The organism is Salinisphaera sp. SPP-AMP-43 (assembly GCF_049568105.1).
In the GTDB taxonomy this organism is placed as follows: domain Bacteria; phylum Pseudomonadota; class Gammaproteobacteria; order Nevskiales; family Salinisphaeraceae; genus Salinisphaera.
On the sequence record NZ_CP145335.1, the window covers coordinates 1,247,498 to 1,271,117 of the forward strand.

The 23,620-nt window shown below is 63.1% G+C and carries 24 protein-coding genes; 8 read left to right on the plus strand and 16 right to left on the minus strand.

The window, feature by feature from the left end:
- Nucleotides 1-7: 7 nt before the first annotated feature.
- Both gatB and V5738_RS05360 read left to right on the plus strand, forming a co-directional pair.
- The gene (gene gatB, locus V5738_RS05355; protein ID WP_423823376.1) at nt 8-1,465 is read left to right on the plus strand and encodes an Asp-tRNA(Asn)/Glu-tRNA(Gln) amidotransferase subunit GatB; all 1,458 of its coding nucleotides are present in this window, start codon (nt 8-10) and stop codon (nt 1,463-1,465) included.
- Nucleotides 1,466-2,051: 586 nt separating this feature from the next.
- On the plus strand, nt 2,052-2,465 hold the full coding sequence (locus tag V5738_RS05360; RefSeq protein ID WP_423823377.1) for a secondary thiamine-phosphate synthase enzyme YjbQ: 414 nt from the start codon (nt 2,052-2,054) through the stop codon (nt 2,463-2,465).
- Between the two features lie 159 nt (nt 2,466-2,624).
- Here the strand turns inward: V5738_RS05360 and V5738_RS05365 are convergent, their stop codons facing one another.
- The 11 genes from V5738_RS05365 to cutA all read right to left on the minus strand — a co-directional run bounded on the left by V5738_RS05365 (nt 2,625) and on the right by cutA (nt 12,890).
- Nucleotides 2,625-3,062: a hypothetical protein gene (locus V5738_RS05365; protein WP_423823378.1), complete on the minus strand. Its 438-nt coding sequence runs from the start codon at nt 3,060-3,062 to the stop codon at nt 2,625-2,627.
- Nucleotides 3,063-3,161: 99 nt separating this feature from the next.
- A complete protein-coding gene (locus tag V5738_RS05370) occupies nt 3,162-3,287 on the minus strand; it encodes a hypothetical protein (RefSeq protein ID WP_423823379.1) in 126 nt (41 codons plus the stop codon).
- 352 nt (nt 3,288-3,639) lie between these two features.
- The gene (locus V5738_RS05375) at nt 3,640-4,383 is read right to left on the minus strand and encodes an SDR family oxidoreductase (RefSeq protein WP_423823380.1); all 744 of its coding nucleotides are present in this window, start codon (nt 4,381-4,383) and stop codon (nt 3,640-3,642) included.
- Between the two features lie 693 nt (nt 4,384-5,076).
- Nucleotides 5,077-6,672 carry a bifunctional phosphoribosylaminoimidazolecarboxamide formyltransferase/IMP cyclohydrolase gene (purH, locus tag V5738_RS05380; RefSeq protein WP_423823381.1) on the minus strand — a complete coding sequence of 532 codons (1,596 nt, stop codon included), beginning with the start codon at nt 6,670-6,672 and terminating at the stop codon, nt 5,077-5,079.
- 69 nt (nt 6,673-6,741) lie between these two features.
- Complete coding sequence (locus tag V5738_RS05385) at nt 6,742-7,005, minus strand: helix-turn-helix domain-containing protein (RefSeq protein WP_423823382.1); 264 nt, start codon at nt 7,003-7,005, stop codon at nt 6,742-6,744.
- Nucleotides 7,006-7,089: 84 nt separating this feature from the next.
- Nucleotides 7,090-7,971 (minus strand): 50S ribosomal protein L11 methyltransferase, encoded by an 882-nt coding sequence (gene prmA / locus V5738_RS05390; protein ID WP_423823383.1) that lies wholly within the window; start codon nt 7,969-7,971, stop codon nt 7,090-7,092.
- Entirely contained in the window at nt 7,968-9,323 is a 1,356-nt protein-coding gene (gene accC / locus V5738_RS05395) for an acetyl-CoA carboxylase biotin carboxylase subunit (RefSeq protein ID WP_423823384.1), read from the minus strand. The genes prmA and accC overlap by 4 nt, the downstream gene beginning before the upstream one ends.
- Nucleotides 9,324-9,467: 144 nt before the next feature.
- On the minus strand, nt 9,468-9,938 hold the full coding sequence (accB, locus tag V5738_RS05400) for an acetyl-CoA carboxylase biotin carboxyl carrier protein (protein ID WP_423823385.1): 471 nt from the start codon (nt 9,936-9,938) through the stop codon (nt 9,468-9,470).
- Between the two features lie 269 nt (nt 9,939-10,207).
- The gene (locus V5738_RS05405; RefSeq protein ID WP_423824137.1) at nt 10,208-10,651 is read right to left on the minus strand and encodes a TlpA family protein disulfide reductase; all 444 of its coding nucleotides are present in this window, start codon (nt 10,649-10,651) and stop codon (nt 10,208-10,210) included.
- A 104-nt stretch (nt 10,652-10,755) separates the two neighbouring features.
- Complete coding sequence (gene dsbD, locus V5738_RS05410; RefSeq protein ID WP_423823386.1) at nt 10,756-12,582, minus strand: protein-disulfide reductase DsbD; 1,827 nt, start codon at nt 12,580-12,582, stop codon at nt 10,756-10,758.
- Nucleotides 12,555-12,890, minus strand: a complete 336-nt coding sequence (gene cutA / locus V5738_RS05415; protein ID WP_423823387.1) for a divalent-cation tolerance protein CutA — start codon at nt 12,888-12,890, stop codon at nt 12,555-12,557. Before cutA ends, dsbD begins: the two co-directional genes overlap by 28 nt.
- 128 nt (nt 12,891-13,018) lie before the next feature.
- Between cutA and V5738_RS05420 the strand changes: the two genes are divergently transcribed.
- Both V5738_RS05420 and ilvD read left to right on the plus strand, forming a co-directional pair.
- Complete coding sequence (locus V5738_RS05420) at nt 13,019-13,654, plus strand: peroxiredoxin (protein WP_423823388.1); 636 nt, start codon at nt 13,019-13,021, stop codon at nt 13,652-13,654.
- Nucleotides 13,655-13,762: 108 nt separating this feature from the next.
- Nucleotides 13,763-15,472, plus strand: a complete 1,710-nt coding sequence (gene ilvD, locus V5738_RS05425) for a dihydroxy-acid dehydratase (protein ID WP_423823389.1) — start codon at nt 13,763-13,765, stop codon at nt 15,470-15,472.
- Nucleotides 15,473-15,999: 527 nt separating this feature from the next.
- On the opposite strand, the gene V5738_RS05430 is transcribed toward ilvD, so the two are convergent.
- The 3 genes from V5738_RS05430 to V5738_RS05440 form a co-directional block, all read right to left on the minus strand.
- Nucleotides 16,000-16,473: a hypothetical protein gene (locus V5738_RS05430; protein ID WP_423823390.1), complete on the minus strand. Its 474-nt coding sequence runs from the start codon at nt 16,471-16,473 to the stop codon at nt 16,000-16,002.
- 11 nt (nt 16,474-16,484) lie between these two features.
- Nucleotides 16,485-16,754, minus strand: a complete 270-nt coding sequence (locus tag V5738_RS05435) for a hypothetical protein (RefSeq protein WP_423823391.1) — start codon at nt 16,752-16,754, stop codon at nt 16,485-16,487.
- A 70-nt stretch (nt 16,755-16,824) separates the two neighbouring features.
- Nucleotides 16,825-17,649 carry a TatD family hydrolase gene (locus tag V5738_RS05440; protein ID WP_423823392.1) on the minus strand — a complete coding sequence of 275 codons (825 nt, stop codon included), beginning with the start codon at nt 17,647-17,649 and terminating at the stop codon, nt 16,825-16,827.
- 149 nt (nt 17,650-17,798) lie between these two features.
- Between V5738_RS05440 and V5738_RS05445 the strand changes: the two genes are divergently transcribed.
- From V5738_RS05445 to V5738_RS05460, 4 genes are read left to right on the plus strand one after another with little or no spacing between them, the layout of a single operon-like run.
- Nucleotides 17,799-18,482: a TIGR04211 family SH3 domain-containing protein gene (locus V5738_RS05445; protein ID WP_423823393.1), complete on the plus strand. Its 684-nt coding sequence runs from the start codon at nt 17,799-17,801 to the stop codon at nt 18,480-18,482.
- 38 nt (nt 18,483-18,520) lie between these two features.
- On the plus strand, nt 18,521-20,413 hold the full coding sequence (locus V5738_RS05450; protein WP_423823394.1) for a cation:proton antiporter: 1,893 nt from the start codon (nt 18,521-18,523) through the stop codon (nt 20,411-20,413).
- A complete protein-coding gene (locus V5738_RS05455) occupies nt 20,410-21,057 on the plus strand; it encodes an alpha/beta hydrolase (protein ID WP_423823395.1) in 648 nt (215 codons plus the stop codon). Before V5738_RS05450 ends, V5738_RS05455 begins: the two co-directional genes overlap by 4 nt.
- A 12-nt stretch (nt 21,058-21,069) precedes the next feature.
- Nucleotides 21,070-21,522, plus strand: a complete 453-nt coding sequence (locus V5738_RS05460) for a TerB family tellurite resistance protein (RefSeq protein WP_423823396.1) — start codon at nt 21,070-21,072, stop codon at nt 21,520-21,522.
- 322 nt (nt 21,523-21,844) lie between these two features.
- On the opposite strand, the gene metW is transcribed toward V5738_RS05460, so the two are convergent.
- Both metW and metX read right to left on the minus strand, forming a co-directional pair.
- Nucleotides 21,845-22,474, minus strand: a complete 630-nt coding sequence (gene metW, locus V5738_RS05465; protein WP_423823397.1) for a methionine biosynthesis protein MetW — start codon at nt 22,472-22,474, stop codon at nt 21,845-21,847.
- A complete protein-coding gene (gene metX, locus V5738_RS05470; protein ID WP_423823398.1) occupies nt 22,471-23,619 on the minus strand; it encodes a homoserine O-succinyltransferase MetX in 1,149 nt (382 codons plus the stop codon). The genes metW and metX overlap by 4 nt, the downstream gene beginning before the upstream one ends.
- Nucleotide 23,620 lies beyond the last annotated feature (1 nt).

Here is a 23,620-nt window from a genome sequence, read left to right on the forward strand (position 1 = left end):
CGAAACCATGAACTGGGAAGCCGTGATCGGGCTGGAAGTACATATCCAGCTCGCGACCCAAAGCAAGATTTTTTCCAGCGCGCCGACCGCTTACGGTGCCGAGCCGAACACCCAGGCCAATGCGGTCGATGTAGCGATGCCAGGCGTGCTGCCGGTGATCAACGGCGAGGTCATTCGCATGGCCACGCTGTTCGGACTGGCGATCGATGCCGATATCGCGCCGAGATCGGTGTTCGCACGCAAGCATTATTTCTATCCCGACCTGCCCAAGGGCTACCAGATCAGCCAGTTCGAGCTGCCGATCGTGGCCAACGGGCATCTGGATATCACCACCGGGGCGGGCGCGAGCAAGCGGGTCGGCATCACCCGGGCGCATTTGGAAGAAGATGCCGGCAAGTCGTTGCACGATGCTTTCGATCGCGCCACCGGCATCGATCTGAACCGGGCCGGCACGCCGCTGGTCGAATGTGTCTCCGAACCCGAGATCGCGACTGCGGCCGAAGCCGCAGCCTATGCGCGCAAGCTGCACTCGCTGGTGACTTATCTGGGGATCTGTGACGGCAATATGGCCGAAGGCTCGTTCCGGGTGGATGCCAACGTCTCCGTGCGCCCGGCTGGCTCGAGCGAGTTCGGCACCCGTACCGAGACCAAGAACGTCAACTCGTTTCGTTTTCTGGAAAAAGCGATCGAGTTCGAGATCGAGCGCCAGATCGACGTGCTCGAGGGCGGCGGCCAGATCGTCCAGGAAACCCGGCTGTTCGATCCAGATTCCGGCGAAACCCGGTCGATGCGCTCCAAAGAAGAAGCCCACGACTATCGCTATTTTCCGGATCCGGATTTACTGCCGGTGGCGATCGATGCCGCCTTCATCGACTCGGTACGGGCCGATTTGCCGGAGCTGCCGGGGGCCAAGGCCGAGCGTTTCGAGGCTGAATACGGCGTATCGAGCGCCGATGCGGCCGCCCTGACGGCTTCGCGAGCCTGGGCCGATTACTTCGAGGCGACGGTGGCCGCGGCCGGCGGCGATAAGGTCAAACTCGGCAAGCCGGCCGCCAACTGGATCAGTACTGAGCTGGCCGGCGTGCTCAACCGTGACAGCCTGGGTATCGACCAGACACCGGTCAGTGCCGACCAGCTCGGTGGCCTGATCGCGCGGGTCGACGACAACACCATCTCCGGCAAGATCGCCAAGCAGGTCTTCGATGCCCTGGTGGCCGGCGAAGGCGAGTCGGCCGATGTGATCATCGAGGCCAAGGGCCTGAAACAGATCACCGACACGTCCGCGATCGAATCCTTCGTTGATGAGGCCATCGCCAACAATCCGGACCAGGTCCAGCAGTATCTGGACGGCAAGACCAAGATCGTCGGCTTTCTGGTCGGGCAGGTGATGAAGGCGTCCAAGGGCAAGGCCAATCCCAAGGACGTCAACCAGATGATGGTGGAAAAGCTCAACGCCCTAGCCTGAGGCGCGCGCTGTCGAAACGATGGGGCGGCAACCGTCCGTCGGCCAGGGGCGATGAAAGCGGGACTTGCCGATGCGGCAAGTCACCCGCTTTCTGCGAGTGGTCATCCGGCCAAATTCGCGACTATGCGGCGTCATCGGGCCCGTCGATGGGGCGTTCGAGCGCCGTATCGCAGCTCGTGTATTGGATGCTGCGCGGCGCGAGTCGCTGATTGCCGCGTGCCACGATCCAAACGTGCAGCGCTGCGGGGCGGATATGGTTCGCTTGGCATAGGTGTGGCCCATAGGCCGAGAGACCGAGCGCTGTCGTGCGGCCCGTCTGCGTTATGCTGTCTTGGCTCGTGCGACGACGCCACGTTCGCTATGCCGCGTCTTGTTGCGATCGTGACTTTTTCAAGAAGTAGCGCTCGCGAAGGGCTGGTACGTGACGTCAGCAGTCCTGAAAGCCCCGTTACCTCTCTAGCGCCGACCGACCGGCCATCATAGCGACATGACCAGCCGAACCTGCTTTGAATGCGCGCCTTAGGCAGACAGATGCCCACGGGCACGTTAGCCTGTAGCGCAGTTATTTCCTGATGCGACCGCCGCCATGCAGAAAACACTGAGCTACGAAACGCCGGGCCGCTCGACCCGCGATATCACCCGCGACGTGGCCGACGTGGTGGCCGAGTCCGATATCCAGGCTGGTCTGGCGCATGTGTTCATCAAGCATACCTCGGCTAGCCTGATGATCTGCGAAAACGCCGATCCGACCGTGCGCGAAGACGTCGAAACCTGGATGAGCCAGACCGTGCCAGATGGCGATCCGATGTATGTGCATACCATGGAAGGCCCGGACGACATGCCCGGTCATATCCGCTCGATCCTGACCGGGATGGACGTGACCGTGCCGATCACCGACGGCCGGCTCAATCTCGGTACCTGGCAGGGGATTTATCTCTACGAACATCGCAGTTCGCGGCATACGCGCCAGGTGGTAGTCACATTGACCTCGGCGGGCTAGCGCGGCGAGGCAGTGCGGCCGGGGCTGAGTGCGACTGGCCACCCCAGCCAGGCGTTTACGGCCTTTGCGCGCCGTTCTGGGCAGCGTGGATTGCATATAGCGAACTGCTGGCGGCCATGAATCGCCGGCTGCGACGCGCCCCGTCGAAGGTAAGGTCCGCTACCGTCTCCAACACATGGATGTTGCCGAGCAGACTGCTGTCCAGGGCATGGCAGGGTACCCCGGCGCTGGTTCAGACGTTGCTTTCGGCAGCTCTCGAAAGCCGTTGGGCACGCCCGGTTCGACGACGGCGAGCCGGCGCAGGTTCCCGAGTCGCCAGGCGGGACTGATGTCGAACACTCGAATATGACGGGGCCGTCTGGAGGTGGGTTCGGGCGGTGTCGAAGATATACAGTCGGCGCTCATCGGGTGCGAAAGCCAGTCCGTTCGGGCGAACAAAGTCGTCGCCGCCGATTTGGAGTTGGCGCTGTCCGGCTCCAGCCGGAACACGAAGCCGCCGTCCTGTTCGGACTCGGTCTTATGGCCGTCGTAGTCGCTGATGATGCCGTAGGCGGGGCGCTGAACCAGATGCCGCCGTCCGAGGCGGCGCCCCGTCATTGGGCGCCTTCAGCTGTTCGCCAGCATGGCGATTGGCCCAAGCCGTGATCCGACCGTCGATCTTGGTACGGCTGATCCGGCGCCCGTGCTCGCAGTTGATCAGGTGCCTTGTCGATCACGGGTATGGCCGTCGGCGTGCCGGCTCGGCTGGTGGAAGATCTGTACCGCGCCGGCCGGGCTCCAGCGCAGGATGCGATCGTCCAGCACGTTGCTCCAGAGCAGCATATCGCTATCGGCGAACTACACCAGGTCTTCGCACCAGCCGAGTCGGTGTGCGAGCGCTCAAGCCAGGCATTGGGCTGGGGCAGATGGCAGAGCCGCGGATTGAAGTGCTCGATCGTATTGCTCGTTGACTCTCCGTGATGTTGGCAGCTGCATCCATGCCCGCAGTTGGCGGCGGCTCTTGGGCCAGAGCAGGATGCAGCCGAAACTTGTGTACGCACCGGTGTTATACGGGGTGCCCGTGTGGGCCGATCGCCGGCGCTCAGGCTAGGCTCAGCACCTCGGCGTTGTGGCCGCGCTGCGCTTGGTGCTGCCGGCGGGTCGCGATCGCAGCGCGGCTTAGATCAGGCCTGGATCAGCCGCGGCCGATATACGGCATGCCGCTGGCCATCACGGTCATGAACGGTACGTTGGCATCCGACGGCAGATTGGCCATGAACCGGATTGCCTGAGCGACGTTATCGACCGACATCACCGATTCGGCCGCCATGCGGCCATCGGCTTGGGGCACGCCGGCCGACATCGCCTCGGTCATCTCGCTGGCGGCATTACCGATATCGATCTGGCCGCAGTTGATGCCGTGCGGGCGACCGTCTAGAGCGATCGACTTGGTCAGACCGGTTATGGCGTGCTTGGTCGCAGTATAGGGTGCCGAGCCTGGGCGTGGTACATGGGCCGAGATCGAGCCGTTGTTGATGATGCGTCCGCCGGCCGGGTGTTGTCGCTTCATCAGTCGATAAGCGGCCTGCGCGCAGAGAAAGGCGCCGGTGAGATTGACGTTGACCAGGGCCTGCCAGTCTGCGACGTCAACGTCGCCGAACTCGGTGGCTGGCAGGTTCAGGCCGGCGTTGTTGAACAGCAGATCCAGCCGGCCGAAATGCTGTTCGATGGTCTCGAACAGTGCCGCGACCGAGGCGGCATCGGCGACATCGGTTGGCACCACCAGCGGCTCGCCGTCGAGCTCGGCAGCGACCGCGGTCAGCGGCGCCTCGCGGCGACCGACCAGGGCCAGTTCGAAGCCGGCGTCATCAAGGGCGAGCGTACAGGCACGGCCGATGCCGTGGCCTGCGCCGGTCACCAGGGCGATTTTTGTCGTCATTGTTGCTTTGAGCGGCTGTAGTTGATTGGATGACCCAGCCTAGGGGCTGTCGGCGTTGCGTGCGAGTTCCCGCCCAGCGTTCGCTGAAAAATCGGGACGGCCAGGTGGGCTGGCACGAAACGGGCGACGTCGTTCTATGCGAGGACGCGACAGGGCTGGCCAGCCCTCGTGCCGCTGATCACTGAATGCTAGAGCCTGTTGAGGTTTCGTTCGAGCGCCGTGTTGCCGCCCCGAATCGTGGCTAGCAGGACCGAGCCGCCGGTTCTGGGCGTGCGCCGATCAAGGCTCGTTCTGCGGTCCGACGCGATTGCGGGCACAGCTCTTCGAAACAACGGCTGTTGGGCCGCCATCCAGCGTTACCGCGTACTGACGTGGCGCAACTACGTTGCATTCGCGGCGCCTCGGCTGAGACAGCCCAATGGTCCTTGGCGCGGACTCGCAGGATACCTCAACACGCCCTAGAACCTTCGGGCGGGGCCCATCAAGCATGGACCTTCTGTAGCGTTGTGGTCGCGATCACGGCCGTCGCGTTACAAGACGGGGCTAAGTCCGAGGCACAGCCGCCAAGCGAGCGATTGGGGCGTCGAGCGCCGTGGCCGCGGCGCTCGGCGGTTGCCACGGTGTGGCTACGTTTGCCATTCGCCCGGGGTGCAACTGCCGATGCGGCGCCCCGGGCGAGCCTGACGCAGGCGCTTAGTGTCGAAAATGCCGCATGCCGGTGAATAGCATGGCGATGCCGGCTTCGTCGGCGGCGGCGATGATCTCGTCGTCGCGGATCGAGCCACCAGGCTGGATCACGGCAGCGACGCCGGCCTCGGCTGCGGTGTCGATACCGTCGCGGAACGGGAAGAAAGCATCCGAGGCCATCACCGAACCGGCGATCTCAAGCTCGGCGTCGGCCGCTTTTTGGCGGGCGATGCGCGCCGAGTCCACCCGGCTCATCTGGCCGGCGCCGATGCCGACCGTCGCACCGTCACGGGCATAGACGATGGCATTGGATTTGACGTATTTCGCGACCCGCCAAGCGAACAGCATGTCTTGCAGCTGGGTGCCGGTCGGCTCGGTCGCGGTCACGGCCTTGAGCTGGCTACGATCGAGTAATTCGCTGTCGTCGTCCTGAACCAGCAGGCCGCCGGCGATCGGTTTGAGCATGAGCCCGTCGGAACCGGTCTGCTGCCAAGCGCCGGTGGCCAGCACCCGCAGGTTCTTCTTTTTCGAGAAGACGCGCAATGCCTCATCGGTAATGCTTGGCGCCAGAATGACTTCGGCGAACTGGTTAGCCAGGATCGCTTCGGCGGTCTCGGCGCCGAGTTCGCCGTTGAAGGCGATGATGCCGCCGAACGACGACACCGGGTCGGTCGCAAAGGCACGCTGGTAGGCGGCGGTCAGATCTGGGGCGACCGCAACCCCGCAGGGGTTGGCGTGTTTGACGATCACACAGGCCGGCGCTTGATCGAAGGCTTTGACACAGGCGAGCGCTGCGTCGGCATCGGCCAGATTGTTGTACGACAAGGCCTTGCCTTGGCAGACCCGGGCCTCGACCAGACTGGCCTCGACCGTGGATTCGCCGGCATAGAGGGCCGCGCGCTGGTGTGGATTCTCGCCGTAGCGCAGATCGGCGCGCTTGCTATAGGCTGGGGCGAAGCGCGCCGGAAGAGCGTTGTCGTCGCCGGCATCAGCCGGTGCGTCGTGGCCGGACAGATAGGCGGCGATCGCCCGATCGTAGCCGGCGGTATGGCTAAAGCCTTTGGCGGCCAGCCGGCGGCGGGTGGCCTCGAGTGTGCCGCCGTGCTCAGTCAGGTCGGCCAGAACGCTGTCATAGTCGGCGCCGTCGACCACCAAAGTGACGTCGGCGTGATTCTTGGCCGCAGCGCGCAGCATGGCGGGGCCACCGATGTCGATGGTCTCGATCGCGGTCGCCCGGTCGGTGTCGGGCTTGGCGATGGTCTGCTCGAAGGGATAGAGATTGACCACCACCAGATCGATGGGTGCGATGTCCTGCTCGGCCATGACACCGTCGTCGGTGCCGCGCCGGCCCAAGATGCCGCCATGAATCTTCGGGTGCAGGGTTTTGACCCGGCCGTCCATGATTTCCGGCGCGCCGGTATGGGTCGATACGTCGGTCACGGTGATGCCGGCTTCGCGCAGCATCCGCGCGGTGCCGCCGGTCGATAGGATTTCGACGCCGTGTGTCTCGGTGAGCGCACGGGCGAAATCGGCAACACCGGTCTTGTCGGAAACACTGATCAGAGCGCGACGGATGGGGGCGACGGAGGCAGTCGAAGTCATGGCGATAACGGTTGGGGGCAAACAAAAAAACCCGCGACGCGGGTTACGGCACACGCGCCACGGCGCGCGTTACTGGTCGAGGTTGTAGCTGCGCAGTTTCTTGCGCAGCGTGCCGCGGTTGATACCGAGCATGCTGGCAGTCTTGGACTGGTTGCCGCGATTGTATTCGAGCACGCGTTCCAGCAGCGGGCGCTCAACTTGTTCGAGGATCATTCGGTAGAGATCGGTCGGCGGCGCGCTGCCGTTCAAAGACTCGAAATAACGGTCGAGACTGGCCCCGACATAGTGACTCAGCGGCTGGGCAGTGTCCTCGTCGGCGTCGGAATGGCGCATCCGTGAAAAAGTCTGAGGTGGAACAGCGCGAAACTATAACGGCAATCGACGGCCAGCAAAAGGCGACGATCGGCGGTATCGTGCTCAGCGGCCCGCGCGATGGCCGACCAAACGTGCCCAGTCGTCTTCCAGAGCCGGCTGTTCAAACACGAAGGCCGGCTGGTAGGCACTGGTCACATCCTCGATCTGGCGCGACAGCAGGCCCGCCATCACCAGGGGGGCTCCGGCGGCCGCCAGTTCGGTCAGCGTCGGCGCCAGCGAGATTAGCGGCTTGGCCAGAATATTGGCGAGCACGATATCGAACGGTGCACCTTCGATCGCATCCATGGCCGGTGTGAGAATCCGATCGGAGACATCGTTGCGAACGGCGTTCTCACGGGTGGCCCGGACCGCCTGATCGTCGATATCCACAGCCACGACCTGTGCAGCGCCCAGCCGGGCGGCCGCGATCGCCAGGATGCCCGAGCCACAGCCGTAGTCGACGACCCGTTTGCCGGTCAGATCCTGGGCCGCCAGCCAATGCAGGCACAGGCTAGTGGTCGGGTGGGTGCCGGTGCCGAAAGCCAGGCCTGGGTCGAGCCGTACGACGACGGCGTCATCGGCGGCAGCCACTTCGGCGCTATGCGGGGCGATCCATAGCCGCTCGCCGAAGATCAGCGGCGGATGTTCGGCCAGCCAGGCGCTGGCCCAGTCCTGGTTTTCCAGGGTCTGGGTTTCGATGACGAGATCGTCGCCGAGTGCCTCGCGCAGGGCCGCCGTGATCGGCTCGGCAGGCGTGCCCTGGGTGAACAGACCGATCACCCGGGCGCGCTCGAAAGCCGGCTGGCTGTTGGGCGTTTCTTCGACCGTCAGGTCGTCGCCAGCATCCAGCTCGGTGATCGCCTCGGCACCGTATTCCTCGAACACCGCTTCGGCCAGCGCTGTGCGATGGGTGGTTGCCGTGATCTGCAGCCAGGCGATGCTCATCCCTTGCCCAGGCGCTGGCGGATCTTTTTCTCCAGCCAATGGATCGATACGCCGCCGTCGGCGAACTCCGGATCGTTGATAATCCACTGATGCAGCGACAGATTGGTATGGATGCCTTCGACGACCATCTCCGACAGCGCCATGTCCATGCGCGCACGAGCGGCGTCGCGGGTATCACCGTGGGCAATCAGCTTGCCGATCAGCGAATCGTAGTAGGGCGGCACCGAATAGCCGGCATACATATGGCTGTCCATGCGGATGCCGGGCCCGCCCGGCGCATGATACTGCTCGACCTTGCCGGGTGAAGGCGCGAAAGTTTCTGGATGCTCGGCGTTGACCCGGCATTCGATGGCATGCCCACGTAGGACGATATCGTCCTGGGTATAGCGCAGTTTTTCGCCGGCGGCGATACGCAGCTGTTCGGCGACCAGGTCCACGCCGGTGACCATCTCGGTGACCGGATGCTCGACCTGAATACGGGTATTCATTTCGATGAAATGGAATTCGCCGTTCTCATACAGGAACTCGAAGGTGCCGGCGCCGCGATAGTTCAGGCGTTTGCACGCATCGACGCAGAGGTTGCCGATATGCTCGCGCTGTTCCGGGGTAATGCCCGGGGCCGGCGATTCTTCGACCACTTTCTGATGACGACGCTGCGGCGAACAGTCGCGCTCGCCTAGGTGGATGGCGTTGCCGTGGGTATCGCACAGCACCTGGACTTCCACATGGCGTGGCAGCTCCAGATACTTTTCCATATAGACCTGGGGGTTGCCGAAGGCACTGGCCGCTTCGCGGCGCGCCATATCGACTGCACCGGCCAGATCGTCCGGTTCGTAGACGACATGCATGCCGCGGCCGCCGCCGCCACCCACGGCCTTGATGATCACGGGATAGCCGATGCGATCGGCGATTTCGCGGTTTTCGACGTCGTCGGCGGTCAGCGGCTTGCCGGAACCGGGTACGCACGGCACTCCAGCAGCTTGCATTTCCTGGATCGCCGAGGTCTTGTCGCCCATCAGGCGGATGGTCTCGGCGGTCGGCCCGATAAAGGTAAAACCCGACTGCTCGACCGATTCGGCGAAATCGGCGTTCTCCGACAAAAAGCCATAGCCTGGATGGATGGCGGTCGCCCCGGCGACTTCAGCCGTGCTCATCAGGGTCGCCATGTTTAGATAGCTGGCTGTTGCCGAGGGGGGGCCGATACAGACGGCCTCTTCGGCCAGCAGCACATGTTTTTGATCGCGATCGGCCGATGAATAGGCTGCGATCACCGGAATATCGAGCTGCCGACAGGCGCGCAGGATACGCAGCGCGATTTCGCCGCGATTGGCGATGAGAACCTTGTCCAGCATGAATCAACCTCTGGTCTGGTCGTCCGCGCGCCCGGCTTGGGGCTTGGCGCCGACGCGATATCGTTGTTCCCGTGGGCACAGCACGGCGTTGTCGTCAGATATTCGCCGCTTGCGTAAGCACGCGGCGAATACGGTCCGGCGGGTTTATTTGACCACGAACAGCGGCTGGTCGTATTCCACCGGCTGACCGTTATCGACCAGGATCTCGCTGACCGTGCCCGACACTTCCGCCTCGATCTGGTTGAGCATCTTCATGGCCTCGATAATGCAGACCGTATCGCTCGGGCTGACGTTATCGCCGACGTCGACGAACGGCTTGGCCTCGGGGGCCGGTGCGCGATAGAAAGTGCCGACCATCGGCGAGCGGATCACATGCCCTTCGGGGGTAGCGCCGTCGCCGCTGCCGCCCGAGGCATTGTCGGCCGCCGGCGCCTGGGGCTCGGCCGGGGCCGCGGCCGGAGCCGCCATATAGGCAGCCGGCGGTGCGCTCGGCTGGCTGCCGGCCGGCGGATAGCGGCCAATGCGTACCGATTCCTCGCCCTCGGTGATCTCCAGTTCGGCGATGCCCGAATCCTCGACGAGCTCGATCAGTTTTTTGAGTTTTCGGATATCCATGGTATGTCGATTACTCCTGCTCGGGCACGGCGGACCGATACCTTAGACCCGGTATGTCGGGGGCAGATTCGATCCGCGATCCGGGCGGGATAAGCTGGGCGCCCGGCGACGCGCATGTGTTCCATGACGAGTGTGCCGCATGCGCTGGCCGTGCACAACTGTGGCTTTCGAATTCGCTGCTGTTCGGTGCTTTATTGTAGAATGTTCGCCGACGATCGGCCATTTTGGCAGGCGCGCGATGTCCTGCAAATGCCTGATCTGGCGTTTTTTCAGGGGCGATGCGGCGAATTGTGCTGCAGAAGCGGTCGAATAATGCGGCCGATCTGGTTTGAATGCAACTGGCCGGTGATTCGGTGCACGATCCGGCCTTTTCGGTTCAATATTACGGTATAAGGCAAGACGCCAGGCGGATCGTTCCTGCCCGTGTATCGATCCTGGATCTTGGCCGCCTGTTCGGCGCCGATCAGGATCGGATAGTTGCTATCTCGGCTGCGGGCGAACGCACGCGCTGCAGCTGGGTAGTCTACGGCTACACCCAGAACTTGCAGCCCCTGTGCGCCGAAGCGTTTCTGCGCTGCGATCAGCAGCGGCATCTCCTTGCGACACGGGCCACACCAGCTGGCCCAGAAATTGATCAAGACGACTTGGCCGTCGTAGTCGCCGATCCGATGCCTCTGGCCCTCGAGATCCGGCATCGTGAAATCGGGCCGCATCGGCCCGCGCTCGGACACGGCATACCGATATAGCCCGCCACCGATGAGCGCCAGCGTTGCAACCAGCAGCACGGCAACGAGCCAGGCACGGGGCCGCTGCGCTGTCACGAACGCGGGCCCGGTGGCAGCGCTTCAAGGCGCGACAGCAAGGTTTGGGAATCGACGCGGCCGACTAGGCGAGCGGATCGCTGGCGCTGACCACGGGCATCGTAGAACAGCAGCGTTGGCGGCCCAAAGACACGATGCTCGCTCAGGAACTGCCGCTGGGCTTGATCATAGGCGGTGACATCGAATTCGATCGCAGCGACTTGCGACAGGGCACGGCGGACCTTGGGCTCGGCGAACAACGTATGCTTCATGCGCACGCAGTCCACGCACCAGTCGGCATAGACATCGACCATGGCCGGTCGGCCCGCCCGGCGAGCTGCGGCCAGGGCGTGTTGTAGTTCGGATGGTGAATCCACGCTCTGAAAAAGCGCGGCCGAGTCCGCAGGCGGGGTCGAAGAGGCGGCTAGCCCGGCCAGTGGTGCCGTGCTGTGGCCATTGCCGATCGCGAGCCCCGCGCCGGCCAGTGCGGCATATCCGAGTACGGCCAGTACCACGATACGCTTGGCGGTGGCGGCGGTCGGGCTCTGGGTCGGTCGGGTCGATAGATAGGCGCCGTAGATGAGAGCCAGCGCGCCCCAGGCCGCCAGCCCCATGGCAGGTGAGGCCAGGCGCAATGCCAACCATAGCCCGACCGCGAACAGCAGCACCCCGAAAAACACTCTGACTTCGCCGAGCCAAGGCCCGCTGCGGGGTAATACGCGGGCACCGAACAGGGCGAGCGCGAGTAGTGGCACGCCGATGCCCAGTCCGAGCGCGAACAAGGCGATCGCGCCGATCAAAACATGCCCGCCGGAGGATATGAACAACAGGGCGCCGGCCAGTGGTGGCGCCAGGCAGGGCCCGGCCACCAAGGCGGAACTGAAGCCGATGCCGGCTGCGCCCAGCAGGCTGCGACGGCTTGAGTCGGCGCCTGTCGCAGGCGCCCATGCCCACGTCGGCATTCGGACTTCGAACCAGCCGAAGCTGGCCGCGGCCAGCAGCGCGAACAGCCCGGCGAACGGCAGTAATACCAGCGGCCGCTGCAAAGCGGCTTGGATATTGGCGCCGAAATAGCCGGCGATCACGCCGAATACGGCATAGGCCGCGGCCATGGCCAGCACATAGGCCAGCGTGGCCGAGAGCATACGGCCGCGCGACAGACGGCGGCTGCCTAGCATGCCGGCCACGATCGGGATCATTGGCAGGATGCAGGGTGTAAAGGCCAGGCCGATGCCCAATAGGAAGAACAGCCCGACCGTGGACCATAGGCTCGATTGCCCCAGGCGTGCGGCCAGATCGTCAGAGCGGCCGGTCTCGAGGGGGCGCAATGGTCGGTCGGCGGCTGTTTTCGAGTGGCCAGCTGCCGGTATGGTCAGCGTCTTGTGCTGCGGTGGATAGCACAGTCCAGCATCGGCACAGCCCTGATAGCGCAGCGCGACCTGCGCGTCGTCGGGCAGCGGGCCGATGATCGGCAGACGGATGCGGACGTGGTTGCGATAGGTTTCGACATCGCCGAAGTAGGCGTCTTGGTGTGATTGGCCCGGCGGGATCTGCGGCGTACCCAGCCTGGCATCGACGGCATCGGCCAGCTTGAAGTCGAAGGCGTGACGGTACAGATAGTAGTTGGCCGCGATACGCCAGTCGATTGCGATATGGCGGGCATCAATACGTGTGACTTTGGGCGCGAAAGCCCGATCCACGTCGAGCGGCTGGGCGCTCGCCGCGGCCGCCGCGCTGGCCGCGGCCAGTGCGAACGCGAGTCCGTACAGCCACAACCGCAGCAGCAGGCGTGGCCTTTGCTGCACGCACAGCGGCATTAGGCGGCGGCTTGTTCGTGTAGCCATTGCATGTATGCGGTGGCGCCATCGACGATCGGCACCGCGATGCGCTCGGGGACGTCATCCGGATGCAGGGTATCCAGCCGTGCATCGATATCGTTCAGGCGTTCGCGTCGGGTCTTGATCAGCAGTAGGCATTCCTGGTCGGTTTCGACCTGGCCCTGCCAGCGATAGACCGATTCCATGCCAGCCACGATATTCACGCAGGCGGCCTCGTGATGCTCGATCAAAGCCGCTGCAATGCGCTTGGCGACCGCGTGGTCCGGGGTGGTCACATACACCAGCATCGGATCGTGATCGTTTTCGTCAGTCATGCCGTTGTCTCCGTGATCTTGTACCGCTAACGGTTCGTGACCATATAGGACTGATCCGGGCCGGTCGACGACGCGGCCCACGGCTTGCCACTGTTATAATCGCGCATACGTATAGGAAGGAGAATGTCATGGGTTTGAGACTGGGTGATACGGCGCCGAACTTCACCGCGGATACCACAGAAGGCGAAATCGATTTCCATGCCTGGCTCGGCGATAGTTGGGGCGTGCTGATGTCGCATCCGGCGGATTTTACGCCGGTCTGCACGACCGAGATCGGCGCTACGGCTAAGCTATCCGACGAGTTTGCCAAGCGTAACGCCAAGCCGATCGTGGTCTCGGTCGATTCCGTCGAGGATCACAAGGCCTGGTCGAACGATATCGAAGAAACCCAGGGCTGTGCTCCGACTTTCCCGATCATCGGCGATACCGACCGCAAGGTCGCCGAGCTCTACGACATGATTCATCCCAACGAGGGGGATACGTCGACGGTACGCAGCGTGTTCGTGATCGATCCGAACAAAAAGATCCGGATGACGCTGACCTATCCGAAAAGCGCTGGCCGTAATTTCGCCGAAATCCTGCGCGTGATCGATTCGCTACAGCTGACCGATAACTACAAGGTCACCACGCCGGCTGACTGGCAGAACGGCGACGATGTGATCGTCTCCCCGGCGCTGTCCAATGAAGAGGCCAAGCAGTACTTCCCGGAAGGCTGGAACGAGCTCAAGCCATACCTGCGGATGACCAAACAGCCGAATCGCTGATCGGCTGGATAGTTCCTGCACCAAGACGGCGCCTTTGGGCGCCGTTTTTTTGTGCGTCATGCAATCGCGGCTGCATAATGACCGGCCATTTATCAGCCGGAAGCGATCATGGCCGCCGACGAGAATCAGTCCCAGCCCAGGCCCCGCCGTAGCCAGGTGATCACCCAAGGCACCTCGCGTGCGCCCAACCGCGCCATGTTGCGTGCTATGGGCTATACCGACGAAGATTTCGACAAGCCGATCGTCGGCATTGCCAACGGTTACTCGACGATCACGCCCTGCAATATGAGCTTGAACAAGCTCGCGGCGCGTGCGGAAACCGCGCTCGAGGCTGGCGGCGCCAAATCGCAAGTGTTCGGTACCCCGACTGTCTCCGACGGGATCTCGATGGGTACGCCTGGCATGAAGTATTCGCTGGTTTCCCGCGAAGTCATCGCCGACTCGGTCGAGACCGCAGTGCAAGGCGAGTCCATGGACGGCGTGATGGCGATCGGCGGCTGCGACAAGAACATGCCGGGCGCGATGATCGGCATTGCACGTATGAACGTACCGGCGATCTTCGTCTATGGCGGTACCATCAAGCCGGGCCATCTTAACGGCGAGGATCTGACTATCGTCTCGGCCTTCGAGGCGGTTGGCCAGCGGGTGGCTGGCAAGATCGACGATGCCCAGGTCAAGCGAGTGGAATGCGCAGCCTGCCCGGGCGCCGGTTCCTGTGGCGGTATGTTCACTGCGAACTCCATGTCTTCGGCGTTCGAAGCGATGGGCATGAGCCTGCCGTATTCATCGACCATGGCGGCTGAAGACGAAGAGAAGACCGAAAGCACGGCAGCCGCGGCCGAAGCGTTGATCACGGCGATCGAAAAAGACATCAAGCCGCGCGATCTGCTGACCTTCAAGGCGTTCGAAAACGCGATCGCATTGATGATGGCCGTGGGCGGCTCGACCAACGCGGTGCTGCATCTGCTGGCGATCGCCCAGGCCGCTGACGTCGATCTGTCGCTGGACGACTTCGAGCGGATCCGCGCCAAGGTGCCGGTATTCTGCGATCTGAAACCCTCGGGGCGCTATGTGGTAACCCAGCTGCATGCGGCCGGGGGCATCCCGCAGGTCTTGAAGATGCTGCTCAACGCCGGGCTGATCCATGGCGACACATTGACCATCACCGGTCAGACACTAGCCGACGTGCTGGCCGACGTACCGGACCAACCGCCGGCCGGCCAGGATGTGATTCGGCCGATGGACCAGGCGCTCTACGAATCCGGCCACTTGGCGATTCTGAAGGGCAATCTGGCCGAGGAAGGCGCGGTCGCCAAGATCACCGGCCTGAAAAATCCTTCGATCACTGGACGGGCGCGAGTGTTCGACTCGGAGGAACAAGCCATGGCGGCGATCATCGATGAATCGATCGTAGCCGGCGATGTCATGGTCATCCGCTACGAAGGCCCGAAAGGTGGGCCGGGCATGCGCGAGATGCTCTCGCCGACCTCAGCGATCGTTGGGCGCGGCTTGGGCGAAAAGGTGGGCCTGATCACCGACGGACGCTTTTCCGGTGGCACCTACGGCATGGTCGTAGGGCATGTCGCACCCGAGGCTGCGGCCGGTGGCGGCATCGCTCTGGTCGAAGAGGGCGATACCATCACCATCGATGCCCATCAGCGCAGCTTGCATCTGCACGTCGACGATGAAGAACTTCAACGTCGTCGCAGTGCCTGGCGTCCGCGACCGCCCAATGCCACTCGTGGCGTATTGGCCAAGTACATGCGCTTGGTGGGCAGCGCGGCCAAGGGCGCAGTCACGGATCAGCCGCCGGAATAGACTACTGCGATCGGCGCGTGCCCGGTGTTAACGACCAAGCACCGGCCACGCGTCTTGTAGCGCCTGATCGTGGCCTCCCAGCCGACTCGGCTGAGCGGGCAGTATGGGGCCGGGCGTCTGATTGTTGGGGTGGGCAATCCCGGCCCGGCGGTGTGCCTACGCTATGACTTCGGCTGAGAGAGCCGTCGCAGGATCGGCACAGGCCGGCGCGATGGACGGCTTAATATGCGATAGGGCTGTACGGTCGAGGCCAGGCCATTCGGGGGGCGAGTACGCTGGCCTGAAGAGCATGCAGTTCCATGCATGCCGAGCGGTCATTCTGTGCCCGTTCGCTAGTGATGGGTTATTGGTCTGAAGTGCCGCAGCGAAGCGCTGCGGCCAGCTGTCCTAGGCGAGCCATGACGCGGTCAAGGCCTATGGCCGCTGTGCGCTCGTAACGGTCCGGCCATGATTGGCGGTGCCGAGCCACTCGTGGCTCGGTGAGTGGTCAGGAACCGGCCGCCGACAGACGGCCGGTTGGCCCAGGTTCAGTGGCCGGAGCCGGATAGATCCTGCATGACTTGCAGCGCCTTGCGTGCAATCAACGGCCGGGCTGCCTCGACGATCAGTCGACGCATGTTTGGGCTGGCGGCGATCAGTACGCCGGCCGACAGGGCCCCGACGATGGCAATCCCGCTGTTCGCTTTGGCCCAATCGGTCGCCCGCTCGCCGATGATCGGGCGCAGCTGGTGTTCGATCCGGTTATCGGTGCTGTGATGTGCGGCCTGGCGTGCCCGGCTGCCGGCCCGGTTGGCCAACAGCATTACCACGCTCGTTACGAGCATGATGCCGAGCAGGCCGCCGCCGACGATGATGGCCGCCACGCCCTGGCCGAACTGTGGCACGAGCAGCCAATACACACCTGCCGTCAGAAAGATCACGCCGACCAGCACAATGAACATCGCCAGCCAGGCGAACATGTGCAGCGATATGGCTGCCGCGATTTTGCTCTTGATGTTCAACGCGTCGGTGCCTAGCGACCGAGCAGTTTGCCCAGTAGCAAACCAATCCCGAAAGCCGCGAACACGCTGGTGAACGGGCGGGCTTCGATTTCGGCACCGACTTCCCGGCTGCGCTTGTCGTAATGGGTGCGCAGATCGGCGTACTTGTGGCGTACTTCGTCGAGACCGTCATGGGCGCGTTTTTCGCCGGAGGCGCGTACGCTCTCGGCCAGCTCGCGCAGATCCTTGCGCAACGATTCGAGATCGTTCTTGATGGCGTCGGTTTCGCGGCTTTCGCTCATTGCGGATTCCTGTATTGATCCACGATATGGAATAGCCAGCATATCGAGGTTGCCCGCGGTTCGCTATACGTTAGAACCCCGAATCGTTGGCCGATATGGTCGGCGCGGGTTGTAGGGCAAAAAAGCGTTGTGCCGTTTCGGTGGTCGAGTGCTCGACGGCCTCGGCGGTGAGGCCGCGGGCCGTGGCCACACTGTCGCGCACCCAGGGCAGGTAGGCCGGTTCGTTGCGCCGGCTTTTGGGGCGCGGTCGAATGGTACGCGGCAACAGATAAGGGCAGTCGGTCTCGATCATCAGGCGTTGCTCGGGCACATCGGCAACCGCTTCGTAGACGGCTGCGCCGCGGCGTTCGTCGCAGATCCAGCCGGTCACGCCGATATACAGATCCTCGGCCAGATAGTCGGCCAGCATGTCGCGGCCTTCGGTAAAGCAGTGCACGACCGCTCGCGGCAGGCTCGGCAAGTGTTCGCGCAAGATAGCGATGAAATCGGCATGCGCATCGCGCTGATGTAGAAAGACCGGCAGCTGGTATTCAGCAGCGATTGCCAGCTGCTCGGCGAAGGCGTCCTGCTGGGCTTGGCGCGGGCTGATGTCGCGAAAATAATCCAGACCGGCCTCGCCGACCGCCCGAATGGCGCCTTCGGCGGCGCCGGTACGAATGACTCCGGCCAGTTCGGCGTTCCAATCGTTGGCATGATGCGGATGCAGCCCGGCGGTTGCGAAACAGCGGCCCGGGTGTTCGGCGGCCAGTGCCATCGCGCGACGATTGCTGTCGAGGTCGCTACCGGTGACGATCATCTGCGTGACCCCGGCCTCGGCGGCGCGCGCGAGTACCGCCTGGCGGTCGTCGTCGAAACTGTCGTGGGCCAGGTTGGCGCCGATGTCGATCAAGGCCATGAGCGTAAAGTTGCGTTTCCAATCGGGCCGGCTAGTGTAGCGCGTCCGCCAAGGGCTTCCGGCGATTAGGCTCCGCTTTGCTACACTTGAACGCTTGCCGGCACGGGGCAGGGGCTGTGGGCCCGCCATACATGATTTCGAGGGACTAAATGCCATACCGAATTGCGCCGACGCGAGGGCTCGGGCTGAGCTTGATTTGTGCCTGCCTGGTGTTCGCCAGTACGGCCACGGCGGCGACGCAGTACGTCAGCGACCAGTTGTCGATCAACATGCGTAGCGGCCCGGGGACCAAATACCGGATTCAGAAACTGCTCGATGCCGGCGACCAGCTCACCACGCTCGGCGAGTCGAGCAATGGCTGGACGCGAGTACGGACTTCGGGGGGCCAGACCGGCTATGTGTTGAATCGGTTTCTTTCCGATCAGCCGGCAGCGCGCAACCAAGTGGCCGACTTCAAGCAGCGCGTCGACCAATTGGAATCGGACAACACTGAGTTGAAAAAAGAACTTGCCCAAGCCGAGCACGGTTCGGACGAGCTGGGCCAGCTCAAGCGCGATCTGGTGGCGAAGAACAAATCGCTGAAAAGCCAGCTGCAAAAGATTCGTGAAACCTCCGCGGATGCTATTCGTATCAGCAACGAAAACGAAAAATACCGCAAGCAACTCATTAGCTTACGGTCAGAGGTCGATCGCTTGAAGCATGAAAACCAAGCGCTACAGTCGCGTCGTGAAGGCATGAAGATCGGTGCGCTGATTCTGTTCGGCGGGATTGTGCTCGGCCTGTTGCTGCCGATGTTCCGCCGTCGTCGCAAGGGCAACTGGGACTCTTTGTAGCCCCGGTATAGCCGCCGCGCTGTCTGTCGGACTCGTCGATGGAACATCATTTATCGCTACTGCTGATCGCGATCATCGGGCTGGGGGTGTTCTCCCAGTGGATTGCATGGCTGCTGCGGATGCCGGCGATCGTGCTGTTTCTGGTGGCTGGCGTGGCTGCCGGGCCGCTGCTGGGCTGGATGCATCCCTCCGATCAGATCGGGCCGGTGCTGTCGCCGATCGTCGGCCTGGCCGTGGCCGTGATCCTGTTCGAGGGCGGCCTGAACCTGCGGCTGCACGAATTCAAGGAGGCGGCCTCTGGGGTACGGCGGCTGGTCACCCTCGGTTCGATGCTGTCCTGGGGGCTGTATTCGGCCTCGGCGTATTTCGTCGGCCAGCTGTCGCTGCAGGTCTCGCTGCTGTTCGGTGCGATTCTGGTGGTGACCGGGCCGACTGTAATCATCCCGATGCTGCGCCAGGCTGGCTTGAACCGGCGCACGGCCTCTTATCTGAAATGGGAAGGCATCATCAACGACCCGATCGGGGCGTTGCTAGCGGTACTGGTGTTCCAGTATTTCGTGCTCTCGGGCGCCTATCCCGGGGGCGGTACCCAAGTATTTGTCGAACTGGGGCTGGCGATTCTGATTTCGCTGGTACTCGGTGGCGGCGTCGCCTGGATACTGGGCTGGTCGTTCAATCACATCTGGGTGCCGGAGTATCTCAAAGCGCCGTTGACGATTGCCTGCGTACTGGTGATCTACGGCGTAGCCAGCGAGATCTTCGCCGAAGCCGGGCTGTTGGCCGTGACCGTGATGGGCATGGTCATGGGCAATATGAGCATCGCCGGCATCAGCGAACTACGACGTTTCAAGGAATACGTCACCATCTTGCTGGTGTCGTCGGTGTTCATCGTGCTCACCGCCGATCTCGATCCCAAGGTGCTGCGCCATCTCGACTGGCATGCTGCCGCGCTGGTGGCCGTGGTGTTGTTCGTGGCCCGGCCGGTGGCGGTGTTTTTGGCGACCGCCTTTACGGATATGGAATGGCGGGATCGTCTTCTGGTGGGCTGGATCGCGCCGCGCGGGATCGTGGCCGCCGCGGTGGCCGGTGTGTTCGCGCCAACCCTGATCCAGGCCGGCTACGGTGGCGCCCAGCAGCTGTTGCCGTTGATCTTCGCGATCGTATTCGCTTCGGTGATCCTGCACGGCTTTTCGCTGGGCCGTTTGGCCCGCTGGCTGCGGCTGTCGACCGAACCCAACGGCGTGTTGATCGTCGGTGCTTCGCCTTGGTCGACCGAACTGGCTCGGGCGTTGACCAACGAGTTGCATGTTCAGGTGTTGCTGGTCGATTCGTCCTGGCATCGGTTGCGTACAGCCCGGCTGGCCGGGGTGCGGGTGCTCTACGGCGAGGTGCTGTCCGAGACCATCCAGCAGTCACTAGAGCTCAACGAGATCGCCTGCATGCTGGCCGCGACCAGTAACGACGCCTACAACGCGCTGGTTTGTTCGCATTTCTCAAGCAGCCTGGAGCATGACCGGGTGTTCCAACTGCCGATGTATGCGGCCGATGAGAACAACGACTCCAAGGTGGTAGCACGCCCACTGCGCGGTCGTCCCGCCTTCGACGAATCGGCCCAGTACGAAGAGCTCTGGCGACATCATTTCCAGAATTGGCAGTTCCATAAAACCAAGCTCACCGAGAACTACGGCTACGACGATCTCAAGCGCGATCGCCCGGCCGAGGCGATTCCGATCGCGGTACTGCACGACAACAAGACATTGCTGCTGTCGCCGGCCCAGGGCGGGGCACGCCCGGAAGTCGGCGACACTATTATTTACTATGCCCCGAAACGCACCGGCGAAGACCGTCGGCGTGCCCGCGCCGAACGCGTCGAGGCCGCCAACGGGCGCACGGGTGACGGCGGGGCTATTTCGAACGAGGAATCGACATGAGCGATCTGCAGTGGCCGGATGCCGATGCGCAGCGTGCCAGTGGTTTCATCGATGGACCGGACGGCGCTCTGGAAGTCGATATCGAGCTGCCGGATGAGCCGGCCCGTGGGTTCGTGGTCGTCTGTCATCCCCATCCGCAGCAGGGCGGTACCAAGGACAATAAGGTCGTGTTTATGACTGCTCGGGCGACCCGACAGGCCGGCTTGGCGACCCTGCGTTTCAATTTCCGGGCGACCGGTAACAGCGAAGGCCAGTACGACGAAGGCCGCGGCGAGCAGGACGATCTACGCGCAGTGCGCGACTGGGCGGCCCAGGCTTCGAATCTGCCGGACGCCGGGCTGGCCGGGTTTTCTTTCGGCTCGGCTGCCGCGCTGCGGGTTGCGGCAGCGGACGGTACCCCGAGCCTGCTCACCATTGGTCTGCCGTCGAGCTATTTCGATCATCAGCTGCCGCGCCCGGACTGCGACTGGCTGGCGATCTTTGGCGATCAAGACGACGTGATCGACGTCGAGGCCGCGATTGCTGCAGTCCGGGAACTCGAACCGCCTGTGAACGTCGACATCATGGAAGGCGCCGGGCATTTCCTGCATGGCCGGTTGGGCGATCTGCGCAAACGCGTACAGACATTCTGGGCCAACCAGTAAGGGTGATCGACGATGGGACTGTTCGATCGATTAAAAGATGCGATTCAGCCGAACGAAGGGATGGCCCGAGATCCGGCTCGGGCCCAGCGGATCGCAGCGGCCGTGCTGCTGCTCGAAATGGCGCATGCCGACAACAATCACGACCCGGCCGAATACGATGAGATCCGGCGTCAGTTGAAGGCGCATTTCGAGCTGTCCGATGGTGAGGTCGAGGAACTGATCGATGCGGCGGCCCCCGAGGCCCGCTCGGCGGTTTCGCTCTATCAGTATCTCAAGACCCTCAATGATGGGCTCGAGATGGAGGAAAAACGCGAAGTGCTGGAAATGCTCTGGCGGGTCGCCTATGCCGACAACAAACTCGATGCCCATGAAGAGCATCTACTACGAGATCTGGCCGAGCTGCTCTACCTGCCGCATGAACAGTTTCTCAAGGCCAAGTTCGCGGTGACCGGCGAATCGGTCTGAGTGCGGCCTTGATGGCGCAGCCGGCATGAACCGACCGCAGCCGCTACTACGGCGCCGGCCCAGGGCTTGTTGCGGTTGCGCCCGAGCGGCTCTTAAGGGGCCCGAATGACGGTGGTCAGGCGCGTGTTGACTGTGTCGCCAGCCAAGAGGAGGCGCGCCGCGAGATGCGTCCCAAGCTCGGCGCCACGAGCTGTGTGGTGACGCGTCAGTATGGCCGCGTACCGGTATGGTGTAACCATGCTGCGTCTTGCCTTGCAGCGCAACGGTTTCGGGCCCGGTCTCGCTTTAAACTTAGCCCCCAGCCAGGGCTGTCTAGGGCCGGCTAGGTGCGGCCGCGCAGCTGGTACAACGCGATCTCACCCAGCAGGTTGGGGGCAACGCGCATGGCTGGGTGGGCATGGTGGGCATGATTGACGAAATGCCGGCGCACGATTTCCACGCGTTTGGTATGGCACAGCTGCTCGAAGTCGCGCACTGTGCACAGATGGATGTTCGGGGTGTTGTACCAGCGGTTCGGCAGGGCCCGAGATGATGGCATCACGCCTTGCCAGGCCAGACAAAAACGCATCCGCCAATAAGCGAAATTGGGAAAGGTCACGATCGAGTCGCGGCCGATGCGCAGCATTTCATCGATCAGCACGTGCGGCTGCTGGACCTCCTGGATCGCCGAACTCATCACGACATAATCGAAGCTGTCGTCCTCGAACTGGCCGAGTCCGGCATCGAGATCGAGTTGCAGCACATTGACCCCGGCCGTGATCGAGGCGATGACGTTGTCCGGGTCGATTTCCAGCCCGTAACCACGCACGTTCTTGGTCGCCTCCAGATGGGCGAGCAGGGCGCCATTGCCGCAGCCTAAATCCAGTACCCGTGTGCCCGGGGCGATCCAGTCCGAGATCAGCGCCAGATCGGCGCGCAGGCCGTCACGGGTAGGCGTGCTCTGGGTGTTCATACCCCCACCTCGGCGGCCACACGGCCCATATAGGCTTTCATCGTGTTGATGTAGTGCGGCATGGTCAGCAGGAAATCGTCGTGGCCGAGATCGGAATCGACCTCGGCATAGGCGACTTGCTTGCCGGCATCGACCAGGGCATCAACGATCTCGCGTGAGCGCTCCGGTGCGAAGCGCCAGTCGGAGGTGAACGAGATCACCAAAAACCGCGCCGAGGCCGGGGCGAAGGCCTCGGCCAGTCGGCCGCCGGTTTTATAGGCCGGATCGAAGTAGTCCAGGGCCTTGGTCATCAGCAGATAGGTGTTGGCATCGAAGCGGGTCACGAACGACTCGCCCTGATAGCGCAGATAGGATTCGACCTGGAACTCGACGTCAAAGCCGTAGTTGATGCGCCCGGCTCGTAGATCGCGGCCGAACTTAGCGCGCATGGCGTCATCCGACAGGTAGGTGATATGGCCGAGCATGCGGGCGAGCATCAGCCCACGGCGTGGCACTACATCGTGCTCGTAATAGCGGCCTTCGTAGAACTCGGGATCGGTGACGATTGCCTGTCGCGCGATCTCGTTGAAAGCAATGTTCTGGGCCGACAGCTTCGGCGCCGAGGCAATGACCACGGCATGGGCGAGCCGGTCTGGATAGTCGATCGCCCACTGCATGACCTGCATACCGCCGAGACTGCCGCCGATCACCGCAGCCCAGCGCTCGATGCCCAGATGTTCGCGTAGCAGATTCTGCGAGCGGACCCAGTCAGCGACCGTGACTACCGGAAAGTCAGGGCCGTAATGACGGCCGGTCTCGGGGTTGAGGCTGCCTGGGCCGGTCGAGCCGTTGTAGCAGCCTAGATTGGCCGACGCCACCACGAAAAAGCGGTTGGTGTCGATCATCTTGCCCGGGCCGATGCATTTGTTCCACCAGCCGGGCTTGGCATCGTCCGCGCTGTGATAACCGGCTGCATGGTGATTGCCGGACAGCGCATGACAGATCAGCACTGCATTGGAGCCGTCGGCATTGAGCGTGCCATAGGTTTCATAGACCAGATCGAACTTGGCCAGCTGCTTGCCGCAATCTAGATCCAACGGGTCGTCGATGTGCAGCGTCTGCGGTTCGACGATCCCGATCGAATGGGCCGTGGACTCCATCGCCATC

What these genes read in the sequence shown, in the direction of transcription:
- gatB (WP_423823376.1), top strand. Translation starts at nt 8, where the DNA reads ATGAACTGGGAAGCCGTGATCGGGCTGGAAGTACATATCCAGCTCGCG.
- V5738_RS05360 (WP_423823377.1), top strand. Translation starts at nt 2,052, where the DNA reads ATGCAGAAAACACTGAGCTACGAAACGCCGGGCCGCTCGACCCGCGAT.
- V5738_RS05365 (WP_423823378.1), bottom strand. Translation starts at nt 3,062, where the DNA reads ATGACGGGGCGCCGCCTCGGACGGCGGCATCTGGTTCAGCGCCCCGCC.
- V5738_RS05370 (WP_423823379.1), bottom strand. Translation starts at nt 3,287, where the DNA reads ATGCTGCTCTGGAGCAACGTGCTGGACGATCGCATCCTGCGCTGGAGC.
- V5738_RS05375 (WP_423823380.1), bottom strand. Translation starts at nt 4,383, where the DNA reads ATGACGACAAAAATCGCCCTGGTGACCGGCGCAGGCCACGGCATCGGC.
- purH (WP_423823381.1), bottom strand. Translation starts at nt 6,672, where the DNA reads ATGACTTCGACTGCCTCCGTCGCCCCCATCCGTCGCGCTCTGATCAGT.
- V5738_RS05385 (WP_423823382.1), bottom strand. Translation starts at nt 7,005, where the DNA reads ATGCGCCATTCCGACGCCGACGAGGACACTGCCCAGCCGCTGAGTCAC.
- prmA (WP_423823383.1), bottom strand. Translation starts at nt 7,971, where the DNA reads ATGAGCATCGCCTGGCTGCAGATCACGGCAACCACCCATCGCACAGCG.
- accC (WP_423823384.1), bottom strand. Translation starts at nt 9,323, where the DNA reads ATGCTGGACAAGGTTCTCATCGCCAATCGCGGCGAAATCGCGCTGCGT.
- accB (WP_423823385.1), bottom strand. Translation starts at nt 9,938, where the DNA reads ATGGATATCCGAAAACTCAAAAAACTGATCGAGCTCGTCGAGGATTCG.
- V5738_RS05405 (WP_423824137.1), bottom strand. Translation starts at nt 10,651, where the DNA reads ATGCGGCCCGATTTCACGATGCCGGATCTCGAGGGCCAGAGGCATCGG.
- dsbD (WP_423823386.1), bottom strand. Translation starts at nt 12,582, where the DNA reads ATGGCTACACGAACAAGCCGCCGCCTAATGCCGCTGTGCGTGCAGCAA.
- cutA (WP_423823387.1), bottom strand. Translation starts at nt 12,890, where the DNA reads ATGACTGACGAAAACGATCACGATCCGATGCTGGTGTATGTGACCACC.
- V5738_RS05420 (WP_423823388.1), top strand. Translation starts at nt 13,019, where the DNA reads ATGGGTTTGAGACTGGGTGATACGGCGCCGAACTTCACCGCGGATACC.
- ilvD (WP_423823389.1), top strand. Translation starts at nt 13,763, where the DNA reads ATGGCCGCCGACGAGAATCAGTCCCAGCCCAGGCCCCGCCGTAGCCAG.
- V5738_RS05435 (WP_423823391.1), bottom strand. Translation starts at nt 16,754, where the DNA reads ATGAGCGAAAGCCGCGAAACCGACGCCATCAAGAACGATCTCGAATCG.
- V5738_RS05440 (WP_423823392.1), bottom strand. Translation starts at nt 17,649, where the DNA reads ATGGCCTTGATCGACATCGGCGCCAACCTGGCCCACGACAGTTTCGAC.
- V5738_RS05445 (WP_423823393.1), top strand. Translation starts at nt 17,799, where the DNA reads ATGCCATACCGAATTGCGCCGACGCGAGGGCTCGGGCTGAGCTTGATT.
- V5738_RS05450 (WP_423823394.1), top strand. Translation starts at nt 18,521, where the DNA reads ATGGAACATCATTTATCGCTACTGCTGATCGCGATCATCGGGCTGGGG.
- V5738_RS05455 (WP_423823395.1), top strand. Translation starts at nt 20,410, where the DNA reads ATGAGCGATCTGCAGTGGCCGGATGCCGATGCGCAGCGTGCCAGTGGT.
- V5738_RS05460 (WP_423823396.1), top strand. Translation starts at nt 21,070, where the DNA reads ATGGGACTGTTCGATCGATTAAAAGATGCGATTCAGCCGAACGAAGGG.
- metW (WP_423823397.1), bottom strand. Translation starts at nt 22,474, where the DNA reads ATGAACACCCAGAGCACGCCTACCCGTGACGGCCTGCGCGCCGATCTG.
- metX (WP_423823398.1), bottom strand. Translation starts at nt 23,619, where the DNA reads ATGGCGATGGAGTCCACGGCCCATTCGATCGGGATCGTCGAACCGCAG.